16 protein-coding genes and 1 pseudogene are annotated in these 22,851 nt (G+C 36.8%); 6 read left to right on the forward strand and 11 right to left on the reverse strand.

Annotation, left to right across the window (positions count from 1 at the left end; translation table 11 throughout):
• Window positions 1–59: 59 nt before the first annotated feature.
• Together FTU17_RS02765 and FTU17_RS02770 are read left to right on the forward strand one after the other, a co-directional pair.
• Window positions 60–1,280 carry a DUF4297 family anti-phage-associated protein gene (locus FTU17_RS02765; RefSeq protein ID WP_180134628.1) on the forward strand — a complete coding sequence of 407 codons (1,221 nt, stop codon included), beginning with the start codon at window positions 60–62 and terminating at the stop codon, window positions 1,278–1,280.
• Entirely contained in the window at window positions 1,277–2,953 is a 1,677-nt protein-coding gene (locus FTU17_RS02770) for an ATP-binding protein (RefSeq protein WP_180134629.1), read from the forward strand. Before FTU17_RS02765 ends, FTU17_RS02770 begins: the two co-directional genes overlap by 4 nt.
• Before the next feature lie 52 nt (window positions 2,954–3,005).
• Here the strand turns inward: FTU17_RS02770 and FTU17_RS02775 are convergent, their stop codons facing one another.
• The 5 genes and pseudogenes from FTU17_RS02775 to FTU17_RS02795 form a co-directional block, all read right to left on the reverse strand.
• Window positions 3,006–4,118: a hypothetical protein gene (locus tag FTU17_RS02775; RefSeq protein ID WP_180134630.1), complete on the reverse strand. Its 1,113-nt coding sequence runs from the start codon at window positions 4,116–4,118 to the stop codon at window positions 3,006–3,008.
• Window positions 4,119–4,145: 27 nt separating this feature from the next.
• Window positions 4,146–6,839 carry a DEAD/DEAH box helicase gene (locus tag FTU17_RS02780; protein ID WP_180134631.1) on the reverse strand — a complete coding sequence of 898 codons (2,694 nt, stop codon included), beginning with the start codon at window positions 6,837–6,839 and terminating at the stop codon, window positions 4,146–4,148.
• Window positions 6,840–6,848: 9 nt separating this feature from the next.
• The gene (locus FTU17_RS02785) at window positions 6,849–8,483 is read right to left on the reverse strand and encodes a site-specific DNA-methyltransferase (RefSeq protein WP_180134632.1); all 1,635 of its coding nucleotides are present in this window, start codon (window positions 8,481–8,483) and stop codon (window positions 6,849–6,851) included.
• An 85-nt stretch (window positions 8,484–8,568) separates the two neighbouring features.
• Entirely contained in the window at window positions 8,569–9,861 is a 1,293-nt protein-coding gene (locus FTU17_RS02790; protein WP_180134633.1) for a hypothetical protein, read from the reverse strand.
• A gap of 126 nt (window positions 9,862–9,987) precedes the next feature.
• A pseudogene (locus FTU17_RS02795) lies at window positions 9,988–10,134 on the reverse strand (transcription elongation factor GreB); the annotation flags it as partial.
• Between the two features lie 365 nt (window positions 10,135–10,499).
• Between FTU17_RS02795 and FTU17_RS02800 the strand changes: the two are divergent.
• Complete coding sequence (locus FTU17_RS02800; protein WP_180008382.1) at window positions 10,500–11,612, forward strand: transglycosylase SLT domain-containing protein; 1,113 nt, start codon at window positions 10,500–10,502, stop codon at window positions 11,610–11,612.
• Window positions 11,613–11,687: 75 nt separating this feature from the next.
• On the opposite strand, the gene FTU17_RS02805 is transcribed toward FTU17_RS02800, so the two are convergent.
• Together FTU17_RS02805 and ttcA are read right to left on the reverse strand one after the other, a co-directional pair.
• On the reverse strand, window positions 11,688–12,071 hold the full coding sequence (locus tag FTU17_RS02805; protein WP_078190434.1) for an SCP2 sterol-binding domain-containing protein: 384 nt from the start codon (window positions 12,069–12,071) through the stop codon (window positions 11,688–11,690).
• A 222-nt stretch (window positions 12,072–12,293) separates the two neighbouring features.
• Entirely contained in the window at window positions 12,294–13,223 is a 930-nt protein-coding gene (ttcA, locus tag FTU17_RS02810) for a tRNA 2-thiocytidine(32) synthetase TtcA (RefSeq protein ID WP_078190435.1), read from the reverse strand.
• Between the two features lie 500 nt (window positions 13,224–13,723).
• Here ttcA and FTU17_RS02815 point away from each other — a divergent pair, with 500 nt between their 5' ends.
• Window positions 13,724–14,587, forward strand: coding sequence for a lytic transglycosylase domain-containing protein (locus FTU17_RS02815; RefSeq protein WP_180134634.1), 864 nt, complete (start codon window positions 13,724–13,726; stop codon window positions 14,585–14,587).
• Between the two features lie 133 nt (window positions 14,588–14,720).
• Window positions 14,721–15,626 (forward strand): protease HtpX, encoded by a 906-nt coding sequence (gene htpX / locus FTU17_RS02820; RefSeq protein WP_078190437.1) that lies wholly within the window; start codon window positions 14,721–14,723, stop codon window positions 15,624–15,626.
• A gap of 161 nt (window positions 15,627–15,787) precedes the next feature.
• Here the strand turns inward: htpX and FTU17_RS02825 are convergent, their stop codons facing one another.
• From FTU17_RS02825 to FTU17_RS02835, 3 genes are all read right to left on the reverse strand, one after another.
• The gene (locus FTU17_RS02825; RefSeq protein WP_180049076.1) at window positions 15,788–16,378 is read right to left on the reverse strand and encodes a DUF4112 domain-containing protein; all 591 of its coding nucleotides are present in this window, start codon (window positions 16,376–16,378) and stop codon (window positions 15,788–15,790) included.
• Window positions 16,379–16,458: 80 nt separating this feature from the next.
• Window positions 16,459–17,802, reverse strand: a complete 1,344-nt coding sequence (gene mgtE / locus FTU17_RS02830) for a magnesium transporter (protein WP_180134635.1) — start codon at window positions 17,800–17,802, stop codon at window positions 16,459–16,461.
• A 232-nt stretch (window positions 17,803–18,034) separates the two neighbouring features.
• Window positions 18,035–21,136, reverse strand: a complete 3,102-nt coding sequence (locus FTU17_RS02835; RefSeq protein WP_180134636.1) for a multidrug efflux RND transporter permease subunit — start codon at window positions 21,134–21,136, stop codon at window positions 18,035–18,037.
• Window positions 21,137–21,412: 276 nt separating this feature from the next.
• Here FTU17_RS02835 and FTU17_RS02840 point away from each other — a divergent pair, with 276 nt between their 5' ends.
• Entirely contained in the window at window positions 21,413–22,600 is a 1,188-nt protein-coding gene (locus FTU17_RS02840) for a glycerophosphodiester phosphodiesterase family protein (protein ID WP_180134637.1), read from the forward strand.
• A gap of 56 nt (window positions 22,601–22,656) precedes the next feature.
• Here FTU17_RS02840 and FTU17_RS17370 read toward each other — a convergent pair.
• Window positions 22,657–22,851, reverse strand: a 195-nt coding sequence (locus FTU17_RS17370) for a hypothetical protein (RefSeq protein ID WP_218951547.1), incomplete at its 5' end; no start/stop codon positions are given.

Genomic DNA, 22,851 nt, shown 5'->3' on the forward strand with positions numbered 1-22,851 from the left:
ATATTGTTTTTAATTAAATTATGGATATTATAGTATTTTTAGCTTTCAAATAAAATAAAATGACTGATCATGACAGAAGCGCTGTTGATACCCTGACTGGGTACTTTTACCAATTTGATCAATCAATTCTTAAGATACTAAATCTAAGTTCATTAGAAGACAGCGTTGCTATCGAATGTATCGAAGATATTGATGTTAAAACAGCGACTGAATTATCAGCAATACAGTGTAAATACTATTCCAAATCTGAATATAATCATTCTGTTATAAAAAAAGCTGTTATGCATATGCTGAATCATTTTAAAAAAGTCACAATTGGAGAAAAACAGGCTATCAAGTACCAAATAAATGGATATTATGAATCTGGGCAAGATAAACTTCCAAATAGCTTTGATATAGCTTTTTTAAAAAAGAATTTTCTTACATATACCGAAGAAAAAGTAAAGCAAGAACATCATATAAATTTAGGTCTAACTGATGAACAGTTAGAAGTTTTTTTATCCTGCTTATCAATTAATGTAAATTGTCCTGAATATAATACTCAATATAATCAATTAATAGATTCTCTTTGTGCTTGTTATAAATCAACAAGATACTCTGCTGAATCCTATTATTATAATAATGCATTAAGAATCATTAAAGATTTATCAATTAATCCTCTTGAAGAGAATAGGACAATAACCAAAAAGTCATTCTTAGAAAAAGCAAATAATTCAAAAATTCTTTTTAATGAATGGTTTATTAAATTAAAAGGTAAACAAGCACATTTTAAAAATCTTAAACAAGAATATTTCACTTCTTTAAATATAGAACCTTTTGAAAGATTTTTTTTGATTGAAATAAATCAAGATTTTTATGTTAGAAACGAGCTTAAAGAGTTAATTTTCATAATTTCTAAAAAATGGTCCAAAATTTCTAAATATGGAAATATATCATTTTGCCCATATATTTTAGTTCATGGAATAGAAAATTCTGAATTAATTTCTATCAAAACTGAATTATTCACAGAAAAATTTAATTTCATTGATGGTTATGATTTTCAGGGAGCAGAATTCAATCCAATTTCAGTTGCACAAACTGCAACTCACCACAATCAAATTAAAGTTAAAATATTGAATATATTAACAGATTTAGAACTAACTCTTGGCTCTATCCCGAATAAAACGAAAAAAGTTTATCAATTTTTTATAACAACACCTTACTTTGAATATTCAGACCCATCAATTGGAATTCATAACATTCAAGTAGAACATTTTACAGATATTAAGGAAATTATATGATAACGTCAGATACAAATGAAAAAATTAATGCCCAAGTTATAGCTGTATTCCCTGATAAAGTAAAAATTGTTGTCGAGGATTTAGAACATTTCAAAGTTGCTGAAGAGTCATTAAAAGTTGGTTCATACTTAAAAATTGCAGATAATGAAAACGCAGTATTAATAGCTGTAATTGAAAATTTTCAAATTTCTGTAGGCGAAGGTGTACAAAATTATATCATTGAAGCATTTCCATTAGGGGTCCTCAGAAATGGTAAATTTGAACGTGGAGGTGATTCATTAGCTATTCCTCCAAAAGAAGTAGTTCCTGCAACTATCGAAGACATAAAAAAGATTTATGAGGATACAGTTAATCCTGTTGAAAGCTTTGCTTTTTCACATCTAGCTTCTAACAAAGAAGTTGCTGTACCAATTAATGGGAACAAGTTTTTTAATAAACATATTGCTATAGTGGGTTCAACTGGCTCTGGAAAATCCCATACTTTAGCAAAAATTATCCAAAAAGCTACCTCTGAAAAACATAAAGATTTTCATTTAAATAACTCTCATGTTATTGTTTTTGATATTCACTCTGAGTATAAAACAGCTTTTCCAAACGCAAATTATATTGATATTTCAAATTTAATACTTCCATATTGGATGTTAAATAGTGAAGAGTTGGAAGAATTCTTTTTAGATACAGAAGCTAATGATCATAACCAACGCAATATATTCAAAGAAGCTATAATATTTGATAGAAAACAGAAGTTTACAGGTGAAGAAGATGATAAGCAAAAAATTCATCTTGATTCACCAATACTTTTTGATATTAATGAAGTTTTAAATTTTGCAAAATTTAAAAATACTGAACAAATAGATACTGGTGAGGTCTATGCTTCAGGTGAAAAAAAAGGACAACCTAAACTTAATCAAGGTAGTCTGTATGGTAAACTAACAAATTTTATTAATCGGCTTGAAAATAAAATCAATGATAAAAGATTAAATTTTTTTCTAGGGGAGAAATCTAAAAATATTACATTTGAAGAAACCTTACAAAATCTCTTAGGTTTTATTCCCAAAAAAGAATCGAATATCACTATTATTGACCTAAGTGGCGTTCCTTTTGAAGTATTGAGTATAACTGTATCTTTAATATCAAGATTGATTTTTGAGTATGGTTATATATATAAAAAGTTGCGTTGTGTAGAAAATCCTGAAGAAAAAATTAATAATGATGCACCTATCTTATTGGTATATGAAGAAGCACACAAATATGTGCCAAATAGTGATTTATCCAAATATAGATCTTCAAAACTGTCTATTGAAAGGATTGCCAAAGAAGGACGAAAATATGGCGTCACTTTACTATTGGCGAGTCAGCGACCTTCTGAAATTTCTGAAACTATATTCGCACAATGCAATAACTTCATAGCTATGAGACTCACTAACCCTGTCGACCAAGCTTATGTCCGAAAGTTATTACCTGATTCTTTAGGTTCTTTGATTGATAAAATGACGTCATTTAAACAAGGTGAAGCTCTTTTGGTTGGTGAATCCATAATACTTCCATCGATTGTTCAGATTGAGCCTTGCTCTATTGCTCCATCATCAAATGATATTCCATACTGGGAACTTTGGAAAAATAAATGGAAAGATATTGATTTATCTAAAATAAAAGACGAATGGCACAAATAAATTAAGTCCTTAATTTTAGAAGAGAAAGCTAATAGTTTTCTCTTCTAAAAAATTAAATATTGAAAAAATTATTATAGTTAATTCTTTTAACTCCCTTTTTTGCCTTTTGAACTGATTTAAAAATGTAATGAGTATCAAAAATTATTAAATTCCTATCCAAATTATATTCAGTATAGTATTTTTCAAATAAAGGCACATAATATTCTGAAAAATAAACAGCATCTAGAGGATTATTTGAAATTTCTATAAGTGCCTTTAAGGCGGCCAATGTTTTATTTGATAGTGTTTTTATTTCATCCATGGAATATTTACCATTCAAATATCTCAACAATACATCTTTATCAATAGGTAAATAATAAGCATTCGGATTAATATTTATATTAAATTCAAGGTGAGATTGAATTATTAATAGAGCTTCATTAAATTCTCGACAACTTATAGATAGCTTGTCAATAGTTTCTTGTCTAACTCTTTTAAACTCTTCTGAACCCCACTCACTTCTTGATGGTACTCTTTTTGATATATATTCAATATCGACTCTATTGAGTTTTTTTGTATAAGTATTAACACTATACTCATGATATAAATAGGTAGTTAAATAGCTAAAATCTTCACAAAGCCCAGTTAACTCATTAAATTTTTCATAAAAAGAATAAACTCCAATTACAGAGCGATCTGTCAAATGCATTTTACTTTCTTGAGAATATGGATATCTAAAAGTTTCTCCTGTAGAATCCATATTATTAAAATCAACAATATAACAATGAAATCTATTAAGATATTTATATAAGCGACGATCATATGTTAATTTAACCTCTTTTAAAAAAACACACCACAGTTTATGAATATCATGTGTTTTTAACAATCTATCCTCTATTAAACTCTCCTTATTTTTAAATAAATTAATTATATAAATTTGTTGTTTAATAAAAAGTTCAAGGTAATGGCGTGCAGAAAAAAGTATAGGGTATATTGCAAAATCAACACTAAGCTGCATTCTTCCTTTATTAACATCAACTCCATGAATTACATTTTCTATCATCGCTTTTGTTGCTTCAGCATAACCTTCAACATAGTTATGCATACCATTCCAGCCATTATATCCAACACATGCATTATATTGATGATATATTGGCTCACCATGAAATAAATTGATTTTCTTCATAAAAAAATTTCAGAGTATTTAAATATTTTATTGTAACTGAAGAACCGAATTAATCTGCTCATCCAAACTACGCCCTACCTCATCTTGCTTTTTAGCCATCAGAAATTTTCGTTTGCCATTACTATCTTTAGCCCATTGCTTCCCGATAGCATTCTTCACACGAGCATCATCAGCAGTATCTAAATGCCCACCTTTGTATTCCAAAACAAAAATAGAGCCATCTACTAATTCAGCTACAAAGTCAGGGTAAAAATAGTCTTTTTCAGTTGGTAGCCAAAAAGAATATTGTGGTTGTTTAGGAATATTTCTCACCCAATACTTAACTTTAGGATGTAGATCTAAAAGTTGAGCACACTGGAATTCTTCAGAAATATTGCCACCGTCTGTTTTTTCCCTTAAGTCATCAATTTGAGCATAAAAATGCTTCTTAAATTTGAAGCTACCACGATAAGGTTTCTTAACAGGGTACATTCCTCGCTTAAATTCAAAACTATTTTCAAGCTTAGATTCATTAGCCACTTGTAACTGGCTAAATAAGTCACCCTGAAACGCTTTTTTACGAGCTAATTCGAATAAACGGTCTAATTCATTTGATACAGCAAGAGACAATTGGAACTGAGCACGATGCAATTGAGTTAAAGTGAAATTTCGAACATTCAACAAATAACTGATTAGTTTTGTTAAATAAGCTCGTAATTGGATTTGTGTCAAACCTTGACGTCTTACTTTACGATCAAGCCAGTTGAGTAAATCATTTTCAGTGACGAGAGTCGGCATTTCCGAAAATTGAATTTGTTGACTACCTAATTGTCCATACTCTAATTTTTGATCTGCAATATTTAGATCAATTTCAAAACTATTTACAGTTTCTCTGATATTAAAACCTTCAAGCTGCACAGGGAAATCAAGTAGATTCCATTCCACAGAGTCTTCAATCGTCTCTTTATCAGCAACTTGCCATTCACCATCTACAAATAAACCTAATTGCGGAATCAATGCAAATGTCGCATTCCAGTTCTCAGGTGCTTGATGAGCTTGTCGTTCGGCACGAGCATCATCAAAGGCTTCTTTGACTTGTGCTTTCTGTTTCGGGGTTGCTTGATCAATAACAGCCTGTTCGATTTGATCAAACTCTTCGTCGGTTGTGCCTGTATTAATAATTAGAGATGTACCTTGGCTGTTATCTAATTTCTGTACCGAAGGTTGTAACTCAGTAGGAATAGTATCTGCCTTGACTTCAAAAGGTACAGAAATAATAACTTCAGGAGCTTTGGGTTTGGTTCCACCACTACCTGTTTGACCAAGGTCTAATTCAGGTTGAGGGTTAACAACAATGGCTGTATCTGCTTCCCATTTATTAAAGCCCATATTCTGTACCATACGATCTTTGAGTAGCATGGTCGCTTGAGCGATAGAGCTGGAAATAACATGAGCATATGCTTTATTCAACTCATCGTTTTGGCGTAATTTCGCGTAAGGCATACGCAAGACACGTCCTAATAGCTGTTCTACATCAGTTGCTGAGTTGATGTTCTGTAAACTTGCCAATACATATGCAAAAGAACAATCCCAACCTTCTTTTAAAGCCTCAACGGTAATGACAATTTTCACTTTGCTCGTAGGGCTAAATAGATTTTCATCTTCAAGCTCTTTGGTTTGCCCTGTAGAGATCGCAATCCAGTCTTCAGTTATATTTTCATATTCGCTTAATAAATGCTGTTTGACTGCATCTACGTTAGCTTCACCTTTCTTATCCTGCGCTTGGATCAATAAAATAGGACGAATATATTCTTTTTCGCTTTGAGCCAATACCTCTAATTTTTGGCGTTGAATAAGTGCATCACGAATACAGTCTTGCCAACTATGTGGATGTTCAGTAAGCACAACAGGTAGCTTAATCATCTCAGCGACTTTGAGTTCAGCAGCAGATACTGAATAAAGTACGTTATTATCTTTTGGTGTCGCTGTTAGCTCGACTAAACAACTTGGGTTTAAACGCTTAAGTGTTGGAAAGAAAGTCTTACCGCCACGGTTTTTGTGCGCCTCATCGACAATGATGATTGGTCGGTGCAAATTAAAGAAATTCACCAACGAATGTTTAACACGCCCTATATCTTTTTCGGTCAAGAATGGCTGATATTGCAATGTATCTGCCGTAACTCTATCCATATTTTGAGTCTGGAAATCTGTCAGACCAGTGAAATGCTCACTTAAAGATTCATCAAAAGCGTAGGCATTGCGTTGGAATGTTTTTTCTTTGTCGATATTAAAAATCTGAATGGTAGTCACAATCACAATACAAGACTGATTAACATCATGTTTATTTAATGTTTGTAGACTTTCAATATCACAAATTTTTAATTTATCACCGTAATAACTTTGCAAAGCTTGCCTATAGGGATGTGTTACATCTGCCAAAGCTGCAAGTGTCTGTTGACGAATCATATCAGTTGGAACAAGCCACAAAATAATAGGCGTATCAGTATTTGTATAATTTCGAGCAGCGATAGGAATACTGTGTGATGCAAGTAAGGTTTTACCACCGCCTGTAGGAACACGCAGACATACGCTTGGAATGCCTTCTAATCGGTCGTTATATTGTATATTTTCGCCCACACACTGCTTAAAAGCTTTTTCTGCCCCAAATGATGCAGCCAAGGTAAAAAATTGCTCTAAAGCTTGTAAAGACTGATGTTGATAATTTTTTAATTGAAGTGACATGAATAATCCTTACTTAGCCTTATTGCCATAAAGTGAATATGGAATTTGTTTAAATTCAATATTCAATGCTTCCAATCGAGCAGGACTTAAACGAGATGCTTCACCAATTACTATTCGTTTACCATCATGGGCATGACATTCATTTAAATGATTCAATACAGAGGATGTCAGTACATTACCGCCATTTGGTCGCCGATCCCCCAAAATACCGTTATAAAGCAAGTAGTAGGCTGTATCTTCATAAATACCTAAGAATGGATTATCAAAATTTTCTGTTTGATTTAATGCAAATTTAGTTTCTAACCACCATACATAGCTAGCAAGGTCTTTAAACTTCACATCGGCATTTAAAAAGCCATTATCATCAAAAACAGGGCTTCCTAAAGTATAGAAGTTAAAACCGCCACCACCTTGCCAATTGACAGCTTTTGAAATACCCCCATCTTCTCCGCTAATAACATTTTGAAGACGGGGAATTACATGGGTATTTGCTTGTGGTCCCATTTCAATGCCAACATAACGACGTTTCATCTTATGAGCTACAGCAATCGTAGTGCCCGATCCTAAAAAGGAATCTAAAACATAGTCATTTTCATCAGTTGATAACTCAATGATTCTTTTAATTAAAGCTTCGGGCTTTTTCCCTTTAGGAAAATTTACTCCGCCCTCGTTATGTAAATTATTAGAGAGCAAATCAGCCCACATTGTCGATAATGGTTCCCCACTAATCCATTTCCCATCTATGAACTTAAGCTTATCTTTATAGAATAACCAACGCTCCCCTTTGAAGAAATACATATCACTATTTCCATCTCTTTCTAGAAGCCAAACTTCATCCATATTTTTAGAAATATCAATTGCTTCTTTAACATCTTTTCCTACACTTTTATAATCTGGTCTAGCCGGACGTATCACTCGATGGGCATTATTAATAACGAATTGAGATAGTTGCTGTTCATAATCTTCTCCCAATTCTTTTTTGAGAGCACTCTTTTTGATTCCTAGAGTATCAGCAAATATTTGTAATAATGGTTGAGTTTTCCACTTAGAAAAATGCTCATCAAAATTAACGATATATTGATTATAACGAGTATCAATATCTCGACCTACAAACAGCTTTTTAGGCTTCCAAGAAGACTTATTTTTACAATAAATTAAAATATAATTTGTAGTACTTACCAATCCAGGATTAATAGCTTTATGACCTGTAGCAGCTCCTTGCTTAAAACTTACAATATGGGTTCGATTGTCTCTTCCAAAAATTTCATCCATTAATACAATTATATAACCAAGCTCATTATCATCAATATGTAAAAAAATTGTGCCTTCATCATGTAATAGTTCTTTTAATAGTTGAAGTCTTGGATACAGCATAGAAAGCCATTGAGCATGTTCCAATTTATCGTCATAGTGATCAAAAGCTTCTTGAGTATTAAAAGGTGGATCGATATAGATACATTTAATTTGACCTGTATGAGTTGGTAATAATGCTTTTAAAGCATGGAGATTATCACCATGAATAATGAGGTTTTCTTTCGCTTGTTCTTCATCACCATATGCTTGTTCAAATTTTAAAAGGTGATATGGAACTTGAGTTGCTGTTTCTTCAGCTTGATTTCGGTTCACCCAGTCTAATAGTGGCATAACAAAAGTGAGTCTATAAAAAGTTGAGTCAATCTTAGCAAAAATCAACGTTTAAATCTTGATTAGAAACGTCAATGGTTAAAAATTAGAGATCTGGTTTGATGGTTACTTTTTCACTATTCAACCACTTATGAATTAATTCATCACCACTAAAAGTAGTCCAAGATAGTCCCTCGTTTATTATACTTTTGCTAACAAAGTATTCTAAGGAAGTATAATTCCAATTTGGACCAATACCGCGTATATGAGACGGAATTTTATTATTTAACCTACAATATTCTAAATAGGATGTGATGCGTGTAATAAACATTTTATTAACAAAATAGGGATCTCTATCTCTTTGTTGCGCATGCTCTAAATTATATAACCTTAAGGCAACTTTATCCGCTTGATAACTTAATAAACTATTCACAACCAAGAGGTTATATTTTTCAACTAATTCAACAAGTACACAATCTAATTCGATAGATTTTTCAATTGGAATAGGTCTATATTTTTGTATATTTGAAATCAATTGATATGCATCTATAATTTTTTGTTCAAGAATAAATTCACGGATTTCTTTAATATCTAAATAATCTAACTCGTAATAATCGAACTGATTTCTCAACTCTTCAAACATGTGGTTAAAACTTTCATAATTGAGATCAAAATTTAAAAAAGTATTTTCCTCTAAGAACAGATATCGATATTTTTGATATTTATTTCTAAATTCCAAATCAATTAAATGTGACTTTTTTAAGAAGAATTTACTATTCTCGTTAATAATTTTTATAATTTCATCATTTTTCTTCGTATTGAAAATTACTCTTTTATCATATAGTGATTTGATTAAAAAATTTTTATCAGCTCTCTCTGTAATAAACATATCTTGCCAAATTTCTTTTTTTAATTTCCCATATTCATTAACTTGGCATTTTAGACTAATAAGATATAAATAAATTTTCTCTAAATAAGTTAAACTTAACTCTCTATTTTTAAATAAAAAATTATATTCTAAATGAATAATATTTTCTATACTATCAATTACATTTTTTGCAATTTCATCTATAGACAGATCCATACAATTTCTACAATCCAGTTCAAATTTAAATCCTTTTTCAAAAGCAATATTTAACTCTTGACGTAATTTAACAATGATTCGTCTTCCACAACTTGAACAGCAAATTCGCTCATCAGTAATTATAGCTGAGCTATGACGAGCAACATATTTTTCACACTCATCTTCATTACAAAACTTATATCTATTAGTTAAAGACTGAATTGAGTATTTATATCTAAGTGTTTTCTTTTCACACTCCCAATATTTTTTTATTAGCTGCTGATTGTATTCTGACAATTTATCAGAAATTTCAAGTTCAATACCGTGCCTGAGCATAAAGTTAAATTTCTTTTTTTACTTAAAATAGTAATAGTATAGTATGTACGAATAGTATACATACTATTTGTAATTGATTGTTATAAATTATAAAAAATATAAATAGTATTAAAAATAGGGTTATATTTGATAATCCGCGTTTTCCGAACGGTCGCCAAGACTGGCCGCCCAGTTCACTTTTTTGGTAATTTCAGGTCGTTCTTCATGCCATAAATGTTGAAGTTCAGCGACCAATAAATCGTGTCCACCACGGGTAATTAAGTTAGATTTCATGATGATTTTTCGGCCTTGAGCAAGCGCTGATTTTTACAAAACATGCCTATTTTATCCTCCATTTCTACACAGGCAAAGTATATAAAATTTATTCGTAAACAAAATCAATTATTTATGTTACATATTTTAATATTTTTTCGTACAAAATTTGACAAGTATTTTTTTGCTTATTATTATGCGCACATCTTTTAGGCTTGTTTAATTTTTATCCAGTGTAGATTTTCTACACATTTCCCGAAAACCCCTAGTCATTTTTGAATGACGTCATGACTGCCCAACCCTTATTGAATTTATCAAACTTGAAAAAGTCTGAGGCGTGTTTGCCTTTGCTTTTTAGGGCATAAATTACTTGTAGCGGAGACAACATGCACAGTAGTTCAACTTCTGGGTCGAGGCTTTGCCTTAACTCTTTTAACTCTCTCCCATTTAAAGCGCTTGCACTCAGTACTGTCTTAATTCCTTTTCACAGTATTAATGCCAGCAAAACAGCTCATCAATATGATGCTGTCGTCAACAGTAATAAACTCACTGTTGTTGCCGTTGCCAATCCTGATATTGTTTTTCAGGATGGTAAACATCGACATGGTTTTGGTTACGACCTTGCACGTAACTATGCAGAAAGTTTAAATGTCCAATTAGATTTTAAAACAGTGAATGACAATGCCACTGCTTTAAAAATGGTTGCCAAAGGTCAAGCCAATTTTGCTATGACCACTGCCGAAATGAGTACCATTGAAGCCAAGCATTTGACGTCATTTTCAGCCAGTTGTGGTGATACCGTTTCTTTAAAAAAGAATGGTTTAAACAGCAACTTAAACTGGGTATTTAAAAATGCAGATGATCCACTAAGCCAAACCGCGAGTGGTTTTATTTGCCGTGCCAAACAAAATGGCGCAATTGGACAGTTGGCATCATTCTACAACCGTAATGTGGTCAAACAAGATTCTTGGAATGTGATTCAACGTGATTTAAGTAAACGTATGCCGATCTATAAGGCAAGTTTTAAAAACACGGCCAAGCAATACGACCTAGACTGGCATTTATTGGCAGCGATTGGTTATCAAGAGTCTTATCTCAAACCTGACTCGGTATCCCCAACGGGTGTTCGTGGCATTATGATGCTGACCAACAGTACAGCAAAAGCCATGGGTGTGAGCAACCGTACAGATGCGACTCAAAGCATTCAAGGTGGTGCAAAGTACTATGACCAAATGTTAAACCGTTATAGTAACATTCCATACCCAGATCGTAATTGGTATGCCTTAGTGGCTTATAACATGGGTCCTGGTGCTGTAAGTCAGATTCAAAAGCGCATCCAGTCTCAGGGTAAAAACCCAAATAAGTGGGTGAATTTATATGCTTATCTAGACCGTAACAAGGCCAGCAATGGTCGTTATCGTCAAGCTGTGCAATATGTCACGCGTATTCGTGCGTATTTGGAACATATTAAAACCACACCTCAACTTGTGAATATCTAATATGCGTCCACCTAACATTTACATGTGAGCGCACAAAAAAAGCTTACCTTCGGGTAAGCTTTTTTCGTTTTAAACTTAAGCAGTTTGCTCAAGTACTTTTTTGAATAAATCTTTTTGCTCAGTACTTGGTTTTGCTGTTTGCAATGCCATCAATTGTGACATATCACCTTGTACTTTTATTTTGCCCGTCATAAACGCTTGCATCGCTGCAGCCATATCAAACTCAAGGAATACTTTACGTAAAGTTTCAGCATCCATGTTCAAAGTTGTTTTCGCGTTTGAAGATAAACCTTTTTTAATTGCACCACCGTCTAATGACAATTCAGTATTGCCTGCAGCGTCAGCAACTACAAGGTTAATTGCAAGATTAGCCAATGCAGGTGGTAAGTTTAAATCACCAGCTTGAGCTGTCAGAGTTTCTACAGTTGAAAACCAATCATCAGTTAAAAAAGCAGGCATGATCTTTCCTCAATTTATTTTGTTCGTGTGTGTTGCCGTTCCGGACAACATCAGTGCAAGCATATTTTGCTTGAGGCTTGTTATAGCATGATCATTTGCGAAAAGGCTAAAGTTTTTTGTACGCACCGTTCAATATTTAACTGTTTAACAACAAAATGAGAAAAATCATAAGCATAAAAAAGGCATTCCGTAGAATGCCTTTTGCGTGATGAAGTTTTCGGCTTAATCTGCCATAAAACCTAAGTTCACCATATTAATGCGTTTGCTTTCAGGCTCACCTTCTTCAGTTGAACAACTTTCGCTATTTTTGAAGTCAAATTCGCGTTGTTCATCCAAGGCTTCAAAGTCGAATAACTCACGGTCTGCCAGTTGTGAAGGCGATACATTTTGCAATGCGCCAAAAATACTGTGTAAACGTTTTGGAAATTCTTTATCCCAAGTACGCAGCATGTCATTTAGCATCGCACGTTGTAAGTTTTCCTGTGAACCACACAAGTTACATGGGATAATTGGGAACTTACGCATTTCTGCATACTTGATAATGTCTTTTTCTTCCACATAAGCCAGTGGACGAATCAAAATGTTCTTTTTATCAGAAGACAATAATTTCGGTGGCATGGCTTTTAAGCTACCGCCATGGAACAAGTTCAAGAAGAACGTCGCCAAAATATCATCACGATGATGACCTAAAGCCACTTTCGTCGCCCCAATTTCTTGAGCAAAGCCGTATAACGAACCACGACGTAAACGTGAGCATACTGCACAATACGTTTTACCTTCTGGGGTTAAACGTTTAGTAATGCTGTAGGTATCTTTTTCTAAGATGTAATACGGAATTTTGTTTTCTTCTAAATAACGTGGCAATACGTCTTCAGGGAAACCCGGTTGTTTTTGGTCAAGGTTGACCGCAACCACATCAAAATTAATCGGTGCGATACGCTTAAACTGCAACAAAATGTCGAGCAAGGTATAACTGTCTTTACCGCCTGAAATACAGACCATCACCTTGTCGCCCTCTTCGATCATTTTAAAATCACGAATGGCATGACCGACCTGACGGCGTAGCTTTTTCAATAAACGATAATACGCAGAGCTAGTTGGTAGTTCTGGTTTGAAATTAAATCCTTGTTCGGACTCAACTGGCGAGAACATAGACGAGTTAAACCTAAAAAAAAATACCGCGCAATTTTATCCGATTCGCAGACTTCTCGCATCAAAAGAATGTAATTTCCGAAAAAACTAAAAATACTGTCATGATCACGTCATCCTCAGCGCATTATTTTATACGGTCGAGTTCATTTTTTAGGCGAAACGCTTATCTTTTGGACTTTTCCACAGTTGTCCACAAAAGCTGTGGATAACTTTGTGGATTTTAAATGACTTGACAAGGTGAGCTGCCCTTATTTTAAGGCTTCTATTTAAATTGATCATTTTTTGATCAATTTATTATTACTTATTTATCAATACCTTATATGTGTCAAGTTATGCTCATTAAAAAAAAATAAATATTTTTTTTGATTATTGAATCATCAAAATGACTTGATTTTTACAAAGTAAAGAAGAAATCAGCCCTCGAAGCCTTTTCATCTGATTTTTTTTTGATAAACTCTATTTTAACTGTTTGGGGACAGAATTTTTTTCTTCACAATAAAATGAAAAACAATACTTGGACTTTGGGGCTGTTATTAAGTGGATGTGTGGCTATCAGTTTAGCTGCACCGAGCATTTTTGCCGGCCAAACAATCTATCAATTGCGTGAAAGTAATGGCACGACGCTACTGACCAATAAGCAAGGCCGTTATAGCAATCTGAAAGTCGAGAAAAAAACCTATTATCCGGACAGTAATATTCATAGTTATAGTAACTGGGGCTCAAATGAAGCGTCTGTTTTGCCAAGCTATAGCCGTAATAAAAATGCCTTTGACAATATTATTAAACAAGCCGCGGCCCAACATGGTGTTTCCGAAGGTCTGATCAAAGCGGTGATGCATACCGAATCTGGTTTTAACACCAATGCACGCTCCCCTGTCGGTGCGCAAGGTTTAATGCAACTCATGCCTGCTACAGCACGTCGCTTCAATGTATCAAATGCTTATGATCCACATCAGAACATTATGGCTGGTGCGCGCTATTTATCTTGGCTACTGAAACGTTTTAATGGCAACACCTCACTTGCCTTAGCTGGTTATAACGCAGGTGAAGGCAATGTCGCAAAATATGGTGGCATCCCTCCTTTTCGTGAAACTCAAGACTATGTCCGCCGTGTCACTAGCCGCTACAGCAACCTATATGCTGGTAGTTTAAGTGTCTCGGGTTCGAGCAGTTCAAATAGCACTTCTAATAGTGGTCGGATTATTGCCAGTTCGGACAATTACCATGCCGCTGCCCCTGCTGTTGCCAAGTCACCGGCACGTCAAATTATTCAAACGGACAATGGTAGTTTTACCGATGCACCTTCAGGTTCATTTGCGACAGCAAATGCTTCTGCCTCAGCGCGCATTTATCTCAATGAATGAAATCACTGATTTTGTAAAATTGCATCTGTTTTACTAATTTTTCCTTGAAATTTTAAGACTTTCACCTCATATTGAGTTTAATGATTTTTATTTGTAAATCAGATCATTTTTCTATAATAAGAGGATTTACCCAATGATGCGGATTGGTTTGTTCTTGCTGACCAACCTCGCGGTACTGGTTGTAGCTGGCATAATCTTGTCACTCTTCGGTGTCGGTAGTTACCACGGTGCAGGCGGCTTAAACTTAGGCAACTTGCTCGTTATCTGTTTTGTGTTCGGTATGGTGGGTTCAATGATCTCACTATTCATGTCAAAATGGATGGCGAAAAAAACCACGGGTACAGAGCTGATTGACCCTAATGCACCACGTAGCCAAGCTGAAGCATGGTTACTCAACGAAGTTGCGCAACTGGCACAACGTTCTGGTATCAAAATGCCAGAAGTGGGTATTTTCCCATCGTACCAGTCAAATGCCTTTGCAACAGGCTGGAATAAAAATGATGCTTTAGTAGCGGTTTCTACCGGTCTACTTGAGCGTATGAACAAAGATGAACTCCGTGCCGTACTCGCTCACGAAATTGGTCACGTAGCCAATGGTGATATGGTAACCCTTGCATTGGTGCAAGGTGTAGTCAACGCCTTTGTGATGTTCTTTGCGCGTGTAGCAGGTGACTTCATTGACCGTAATGTTTTTGGTCGTGAAGATGGTGAAGCACCGGGTATCGCATATTTTGTCATTACGATTGTATTAGATATTGTTTTTGGTATCGCAGCGTCTGCCATTGTGATGTGGTTCTCTCGCTACCGTGAATACCGTGCCGATGAAGCTGGTGCGCGTTTAGCAGGTAAACAAGCGATGATTTCTGCCCTGTTACGTTTACAAGCAGAATCTGAAATGCCAGATCAAATGCCAAAAGAAATGAAAGCCTTTGCAATTTCTGCGGGTCAAGAACAAGGTTTCAGTTTAGCTGCATTGTTCCAAACACACCCAACGATTGAACAACGTGTTGCGGCATTACAACAATTAGATTGCCCATAATCGAGCATCTAATGTATGTCGTAAAAAAGCCTCCCTATGGAGGCTTTTTTAAGTCTAATTTTTTCCGAACATTTACTGTCTTATCAATAATCTTTCAGTTGAACGATCTTTCAATTGAATAGCCTCTCATTGATCGCGCTCAAGCAACAAGGCATTTCTATCTACAATACTCCATTAGCCTTTAACCATTGCCAAAGCAATGAACCACCCATATAAATTGCAAAGATAAAGACTAATAAGAAAATCATCCCGAATATATCTGGGATATGGATCCATATCCATGCAACCACAGGGTTGCGCCAAAAAGCAGATTGCTGTTGTTTCTGTTCTAATTTTTCATGTAAAAACGGATGTACCACATGTTGATCTGTACTGATTTGATATTCTTCACGAATGTGCGTATGTACAACATCTAAAGCTTTACGGCTCGGTCGAATAAACACATCAAAGATCGTCCCTGCAACAGGAATAAACCCCACGACAGCATCTATAACTGCGAGTTTCATCACACCATTTAATTTGGCTTGTGGTACGCCAATCTGTTTGGCTTTATAGACGGCATAACAGGTCAAGACAAATCCTGCGATATCACCAGCTACGGGAATGGTACTCAACGCTGCGTCCGCACCTACCCCTTGTCGAGTAAATGGAATCCGAACCACGGAGTCCATCATATTGGCAAACTTTGCGAGATCGCGTTCAAGACGAATGACTTCTTGCTTTGACATTTTTTGTTTTAATGGTTCAGTCATGTTTTATCCAATAAAAACCGTGTAAATCACTGAGATTAAAACATATTAGAAGTCTTCAATCTGTAGCAAAATGCTAATCTCTATAAATTGAGCAATTGTGAAGCAATCATCAAATACACCACCACGCCGGTCGCATCACAAATCGAGGTTACCAATGGTGCAGATGCACTTGCAGGATCGAGCTTTAACTTGTTGAGTATAAAGGGCAAACTCATCCCAATTAAACAACCGAGCAATACGATGCCCATCATACTTAAAGCCAAGACTAAAGCGACGGTTGCATCACCACGGTAGTAGCCTAAAATCGATACAGCAATGGCCATGGTTCCGCCGAGGCAAAGTGCGACGAGCGTCTCCCGTCCCAACAAATAAAACCAATCTCGAATTTTTACATCCCCTGTGGCAAGCGCTCGCACCATTAAAGTCGCAGACTGTGAACCTGCATTGCCTCCACTTCCGACCAGTAAGGGTAAGAAAAAAACCAAGACGATATGTGCGGCAATGATGTCTTCATAATATGAAATGCCTAATCCGGACAATAAGCTGCCAAAGACCAATATCACCAACCAGAACACCCGCTTTTGATACAACTTTAAAATCGGTGCTTTATTAATGCTCATACCTGGTTCGGTACTCACCGCACTGGCTTTTAAAAAGTCTTCAGTGGTTTCAGCCTGTACCACATCCATCGCATCATCATAGGTGACAATCCCCATCAAACGCTGGGCATGATCCACAATCGGTAAGGCCATAAAATCATATTCAGCCAGTTTTTGCGCAATACTCTCTTGGTCTTCATCTATCCAGCCGGTCACCACATCTTTGGTCATCACCTGTTGAATCCGTGAATCACGGTCAGCCTGCAAAATTTGCCGCAGTGAAATCACCCCTTCTAATTGAAACTGATCATTGGTGACATAAATTAAATATAGGGTTTCACGGTCATGCGGTTCATGGCGCAAGGCCTCTATGGCTTGTTGCATGGTAAAGTCAGCAGGCATACTGACATAGTCTGAGCTCATGATTGCGCCTGCAGACTCTTCTGCATATGCAGATAACGCCTTTAGATGCTCTTGGGTATCTTGATCAAGTTGTTGATAAATCCGATCTTGTTCTGCATCAGTTAAACTTTTATATAAATCCGTTGCATCATCAGAATGCATATCATCAAATAATTCAATTTGTAGACGCAGTGGATAACGCGAGATTAACTGTCGCTGTGACTCAAACGGGAAAAACTCAAATACCAAGCCTTGATGCGCTAAACCTGAAAGTAACTCGATTTGATCTTCGATTGGAAATTGCTGAATTAAACGAGCCTGATCAGCGTAGTTCAGAGGCTGTAAAGCGAAAACTGCTGCTGCATAATTTTGTTGTTGCAGCAAAGCGGAAATTTCACGCTGTCTTTGTATTAAATCCGCCATTCAACTCACTCTTATTTTAATCTTTCTATGTAGAGCACATTTTGAAGGATAAACTAAAGAGTTTCAAATCTCTTCAATATGTTCTCGGTGAACGTTCTTTGCGAAAATTCTCTGTGAACATTCCCTGTCGAAAGTTTGGTGACATAAATTTGGCGACATAAAAAACCACCGCGATGTACTCAAGCTTTCACGGTGGCTTTTAGTGGAGCGATACGCTGTGCGTGAATTATTTCTAAGTTTCAGACACCGGCTTGATTTTAAAAATAGATCGGACCATCACATACATAAACGGAATAAAAATCAGCACCAAGACTGTACCGAATATTACCCCACCGAGTACGCTTACCCCGATCTCTTGACGACTGGCTGCACCAGCACCAAAAGCAAGAACTAAAGGAACCACCCCTGCACCAAATGCTAAAGAAGTCATCAAAATAGGACGTAAACGTAGTGCTGCGCCTTCCATTGCAGCCTCGATCACATGTTTGCCTTTTTCTTGTGCCATCGCTGCAAACTCTACAATCAAGATCGCATTTTTACAGGACAGACCAATGGTCGTCAGCAAGGCAATTTGGAAGTAGATGTCATTTGGAAAACCAGTCATGTAGCTAAACAAAATATTACCGCCAATCCCGAGTGGAATCGCACTCATGACTGCGGTTGGAATGCTCCAACTTTCATATAGGGCGGCAAGACAAAGGAAAATAAATCCAATCGAGACCAAATACAGCCAAATCGCTTGATGACTTGATTTTTGCTCTTCAAAGGATAAACCACTCCATGCCACGTCCACACCAGGCACCTGATCGACTAAGGCTTTCACATCCTGCATGGCTTGTCCACTTGAGACATTTTTGGCTGTATCCGCTTCCATTTGTAATGCGGTGTATCCCATAAAGCGATTGACGACTTCTGGGCCGCCACTCCAGCCAATGGTTGAAAAATTACTAAATGGAATCATTTCATTTTGATCATTGCGCACATGCCAATAGGCCAAATCTTCTGGTTTAGAACGGAATTCGGCATCTGCCTGCATCATGACGCGTTTAATACGTCCACGGTCAATGAAATCGTTGATATAACTCCCGCCCCATGCACTACTCATGGTGCTATTAATCGCATTTTGCGTTAAACCCATGGCCATCGCTTGTTTTTGATCAATATCAACTTTCAGTTCAGCTTTATCTGGGTTAGAGCGTTTGTCTAAATTTTCGAAACTACTGTATTGTGCAGATTTTTCTTGCAAGCTTTTAAATTGCGCATCGAGATAAGCTCGACCTTCACCATTCATATCTCGCAGCCAAAACTCCAGACCATCGGTTTGCCCAAGACCGCTGACTGAAGACGGCATGCTGACATTGATTTGTGCATTGTTGAACTTTTTAAAATGTTTCATCGCACGTTCACGAATCGCTTGCGCTGAATTGTGTTGTCCTGAACGTTCATCCCAATGCTTCAGTGCAATAAAGCCTTGCCCTAAGTTTTGACCCGTACCAGAAAAATTTCGTCCATAACGAATCATCACCAAATCGACATTTTGCTTTTCTTCAGTCAAAAAGTACTGTCGAATTTGTTCACCGACCTCACGACTTTTAGACATCGGTGCACCTTCTTGTAATTTAAGTTGCACACTCAAAATGCCTTGATCTTCACTAGGAATAAAACTGGTCGGCAACGCACGATAAAACAAAGCAAATACCGTAATGAGCCCCGCAAACAACACCACCGTCCATAAGCGATAACGAACCGTGGCTTGTGCAAGGGTCAAATATTTGGTTTTTAAAATCTCTAATTTGGCGTTAAACCAAATCGCCCAGCGCTGTGGTTTTGGATTGGGTTTTAAAATTAAGGCACATAATGCGGGCGTTAAAATTAGTGCAACCATCAATGACAAGCCCATTGCAGCCACGAGTGTGATGGAAAATTGTCTATAGATCACGCCCGTTGAGCCACCAAAGAACGCCATGGGAATAAATACAGCGGTCAATACCAAAGTAATCCCGATTAATGCCCCGCTAATTTCATGCATCGACTCGATGGCCGCTTGTTTTGCTGTTAACTGTTGTTCATGCATTAAACGTTCGACGTTTTCCACCACAACAATCGCATCATCGACCAACAGACCGATGGCCAGTACCAATGCAAACAATGTGAGCGTATTAATGGTCATGCCCAAAGCATATAAAATCGCTAAAGTCCCAAGAATCACCACAGGCACCGTAATCGCAGGTATCAGCGTTGCTCGCCAATTTTGTAAGAAGATAAACATCACCAAAACCACCAGTAAAACGGCTTCGAATAACGTTTTCACCACTTCTTTAATCGATTCTTGTACAAATGGCGTGTTATCCCGTGGATAAACGATTTTATAACCGGCAGGTAATTGCTTCGCTAACTGTTCAATTTCTTGCTTAATTAAGGCAGAGGTTTCAAGTGCATTTGCACCAGAAGCCAATGAGATCCCCATCCCTGAAGATGGATAACCATTAATGGTATTCACCCCTGAATAATTTTCCGCACCCAATTCAACACGTGCAACGTCTTTTAAATAGACAAAACTGCCGTCTCGTGCAGATTTGACAATAATATTTTCAAATTCTTCAACTGACTTTAAACGTGAACCTGAAGTGACTTTTGCATTGAGATATTGATCCGATACACTCGGCAATTCACCTACGGCTCCGGCTGCAACCTGCGTATTTTGTGATTCAACAGCCGCACGGATATCACTGGGCATAAGGCTATATTGCTTTAACTTCAGTGGGTTGAGCCAAATGCGCATGGCAAATTGCGAACCAAAAACATCGACTTCACCGATACCCTCAATTCGAGCAATGTCCTGCTCTAGATGAGTCATCATATAGTCACCAAGTTCGATATTCGAACTCTTGCCAGTCTCATCATAGAGGCCGATAACCATATGGGTATCACCCAAAGATTTATAGACATTTACCCCTTGGCGCTGCACATCTTCAGGCAGCCGATTGATTACTCCATTTATGGCATTTTGTACTTGTACTTGAGCGGTATCTGGGTCAGTGCCATTTTCAAAACTGATGCTGATCCGGCTTCGACCTGAAGAGTCGCTGCTTGAACTAAAATATAAAAGGTGATCAATTCCTTTAATTTGTTGTTCAAGAACTTGTGTGACACTTTCCTCAACTGTTTCTGCTGACGCACCGCTATAACTTGCGCTGACCGTAATTCGTGGTGGCGCAATATCTGGATAGCGCTCTACCGGTAAATTGAGCACAGCAAATAGCCCGAGCGCCATGACGATGATCGCCAAGACACCTGCAAAAATCGGTCGATAAATAAAAAACTTAGACAGCATCAGTCCATGTCACTTTTCAATTAATGAAATAAAATATGTTGATTGATTTTTTCAAAAAATCTTATTGATAATCAATCACAATGTGCTTGATTACAAGCCTAGACTACATAAAAACCTTGCTTGAAGCGAAATATGTAGAAAATATGGAGAGCCTCCACTTCAGCTATTTTAGTAAATTTATGTGACAAAACCGCCTCTGTCATGAAGTCTTAGCCACTGCCCTGCAATGTATGCCTGCAACTTCATTCATTTAAATAAAAAGATGCCGAGGCAGCCATGCAAAAACAATTAACAAAACAGTTAAATCTAGCCATAACAAGCAAAGTGAAATCCTCATGGGGCGTGTCTTCACTGCTCCTTTTTAGCGTTTTTGGTTTATCTGCATGTAATTCGGATGACGATAAAACCCATGTCACCAAGCCCCCTATTTTGCCTGATACAGGTTTTGTCATTGTTGGGCATCGTGGTGCCAGTGCTTTGCGACCCGAGCATACCCTTGCCGCATATCAAAAAGCGATTGATGATGGTGCGGATTTTATCGAACCCGATTTAGTGCCAACCAAGGATGGCTATCTGGTTGCGCGCCATGAAAGTGAAATTTCAGGGACAACCAATATTAGTACGCTGTCACAATTTGCGGATCGAAAAACCACCAAAAAAATCGATGGTATCGACTATACAGGATGGTTTACGGAAGACTTTAATTTGAATGAACTGACTCAAAATGTAAAAGCACGTGAGCGTATTGCTCAATATCGCCCTAATAACACTCAATATAATGATCAATACAGCATCCCAACGCTCGAACAAATCATTGAACTTGCCGAAGCTCATTATAAAAAAACTGGAAAAATTGTTGGTTTATATATTGAAACCAAGCATCCCACATTTTTCCAACAGCAAAATCTAGCCATGGAAGATCGTTTACTCACAACGCTTGCCAAATACAGTTATACACGTGATATCGCGCCTGTATATTTACAGTCCTTTGAAACCACCAATCTTAAATACTTACGTGATCAACTCACGCAAAAGAAAACCCTCAAACATGGCAAAATTATTCAATTATTAGATAGCCCAACTGCCATACCGGGTGACTTACAGCAACAAAGCTCACCTCAAAATTATGCAAGTTTAGCCACTGCAGATGGCCTAAAATCAGTGGCAAAATATGCAGATGGTGTAGGTCCAAGTAAAACCTATATTTTTTCAAACACTGAATTTAAACAAACCAGTTTTGTCAAAGATGCCCATGCTGCTGGTTTGAAAGTCCATCCTTATACACTCAGACCTGAAAATGGTTTTTTACCTGACTATTTAAAATGTAACTCAGTGGCGACCGAACGTTGTGATACCGGTGCGGCTAAAGAATTTGAAAACTTCTATAAAGCTGGTGTAGATGGTGTATTTGCAGATGATCCGGGACTGGCACGCAAAACCTTAACACAACTGCAAAAGCCCTAGTTTTCCTAAATTTAAAAAAGACGCCGAGGCGTCTTTTTTATTGTTCAATGGAAACCTTAAAGCGGGTTTGCCAAATATTCTGCGGCTGACTGCGTTGCCACTGGCTGAGGTGCTGGAGCTGTCGGAGCTGTCGGAGCTGTCGGAGCTGTCGGAGCTGTCGGAGCTGTCGGAGCTGTCGGAGCTGTCGGAGCTGTCGGAGCTGTCGGAGCTGTCGGAGCTGTCGGAGCTGTCGGAGCTGTCGGAGCTGTCGG

The organism is Acinetobacter sp. YH12070, assembly GCF_013419625.1.
In the GTDB taxonomy this organism is placed as follows: Bacteria; Pseudomonadota; Gammaproteobacteria; order Pseudomonadales; family Moraxellaceae; genus Acinetobacter; species Acinetobacter amyesii.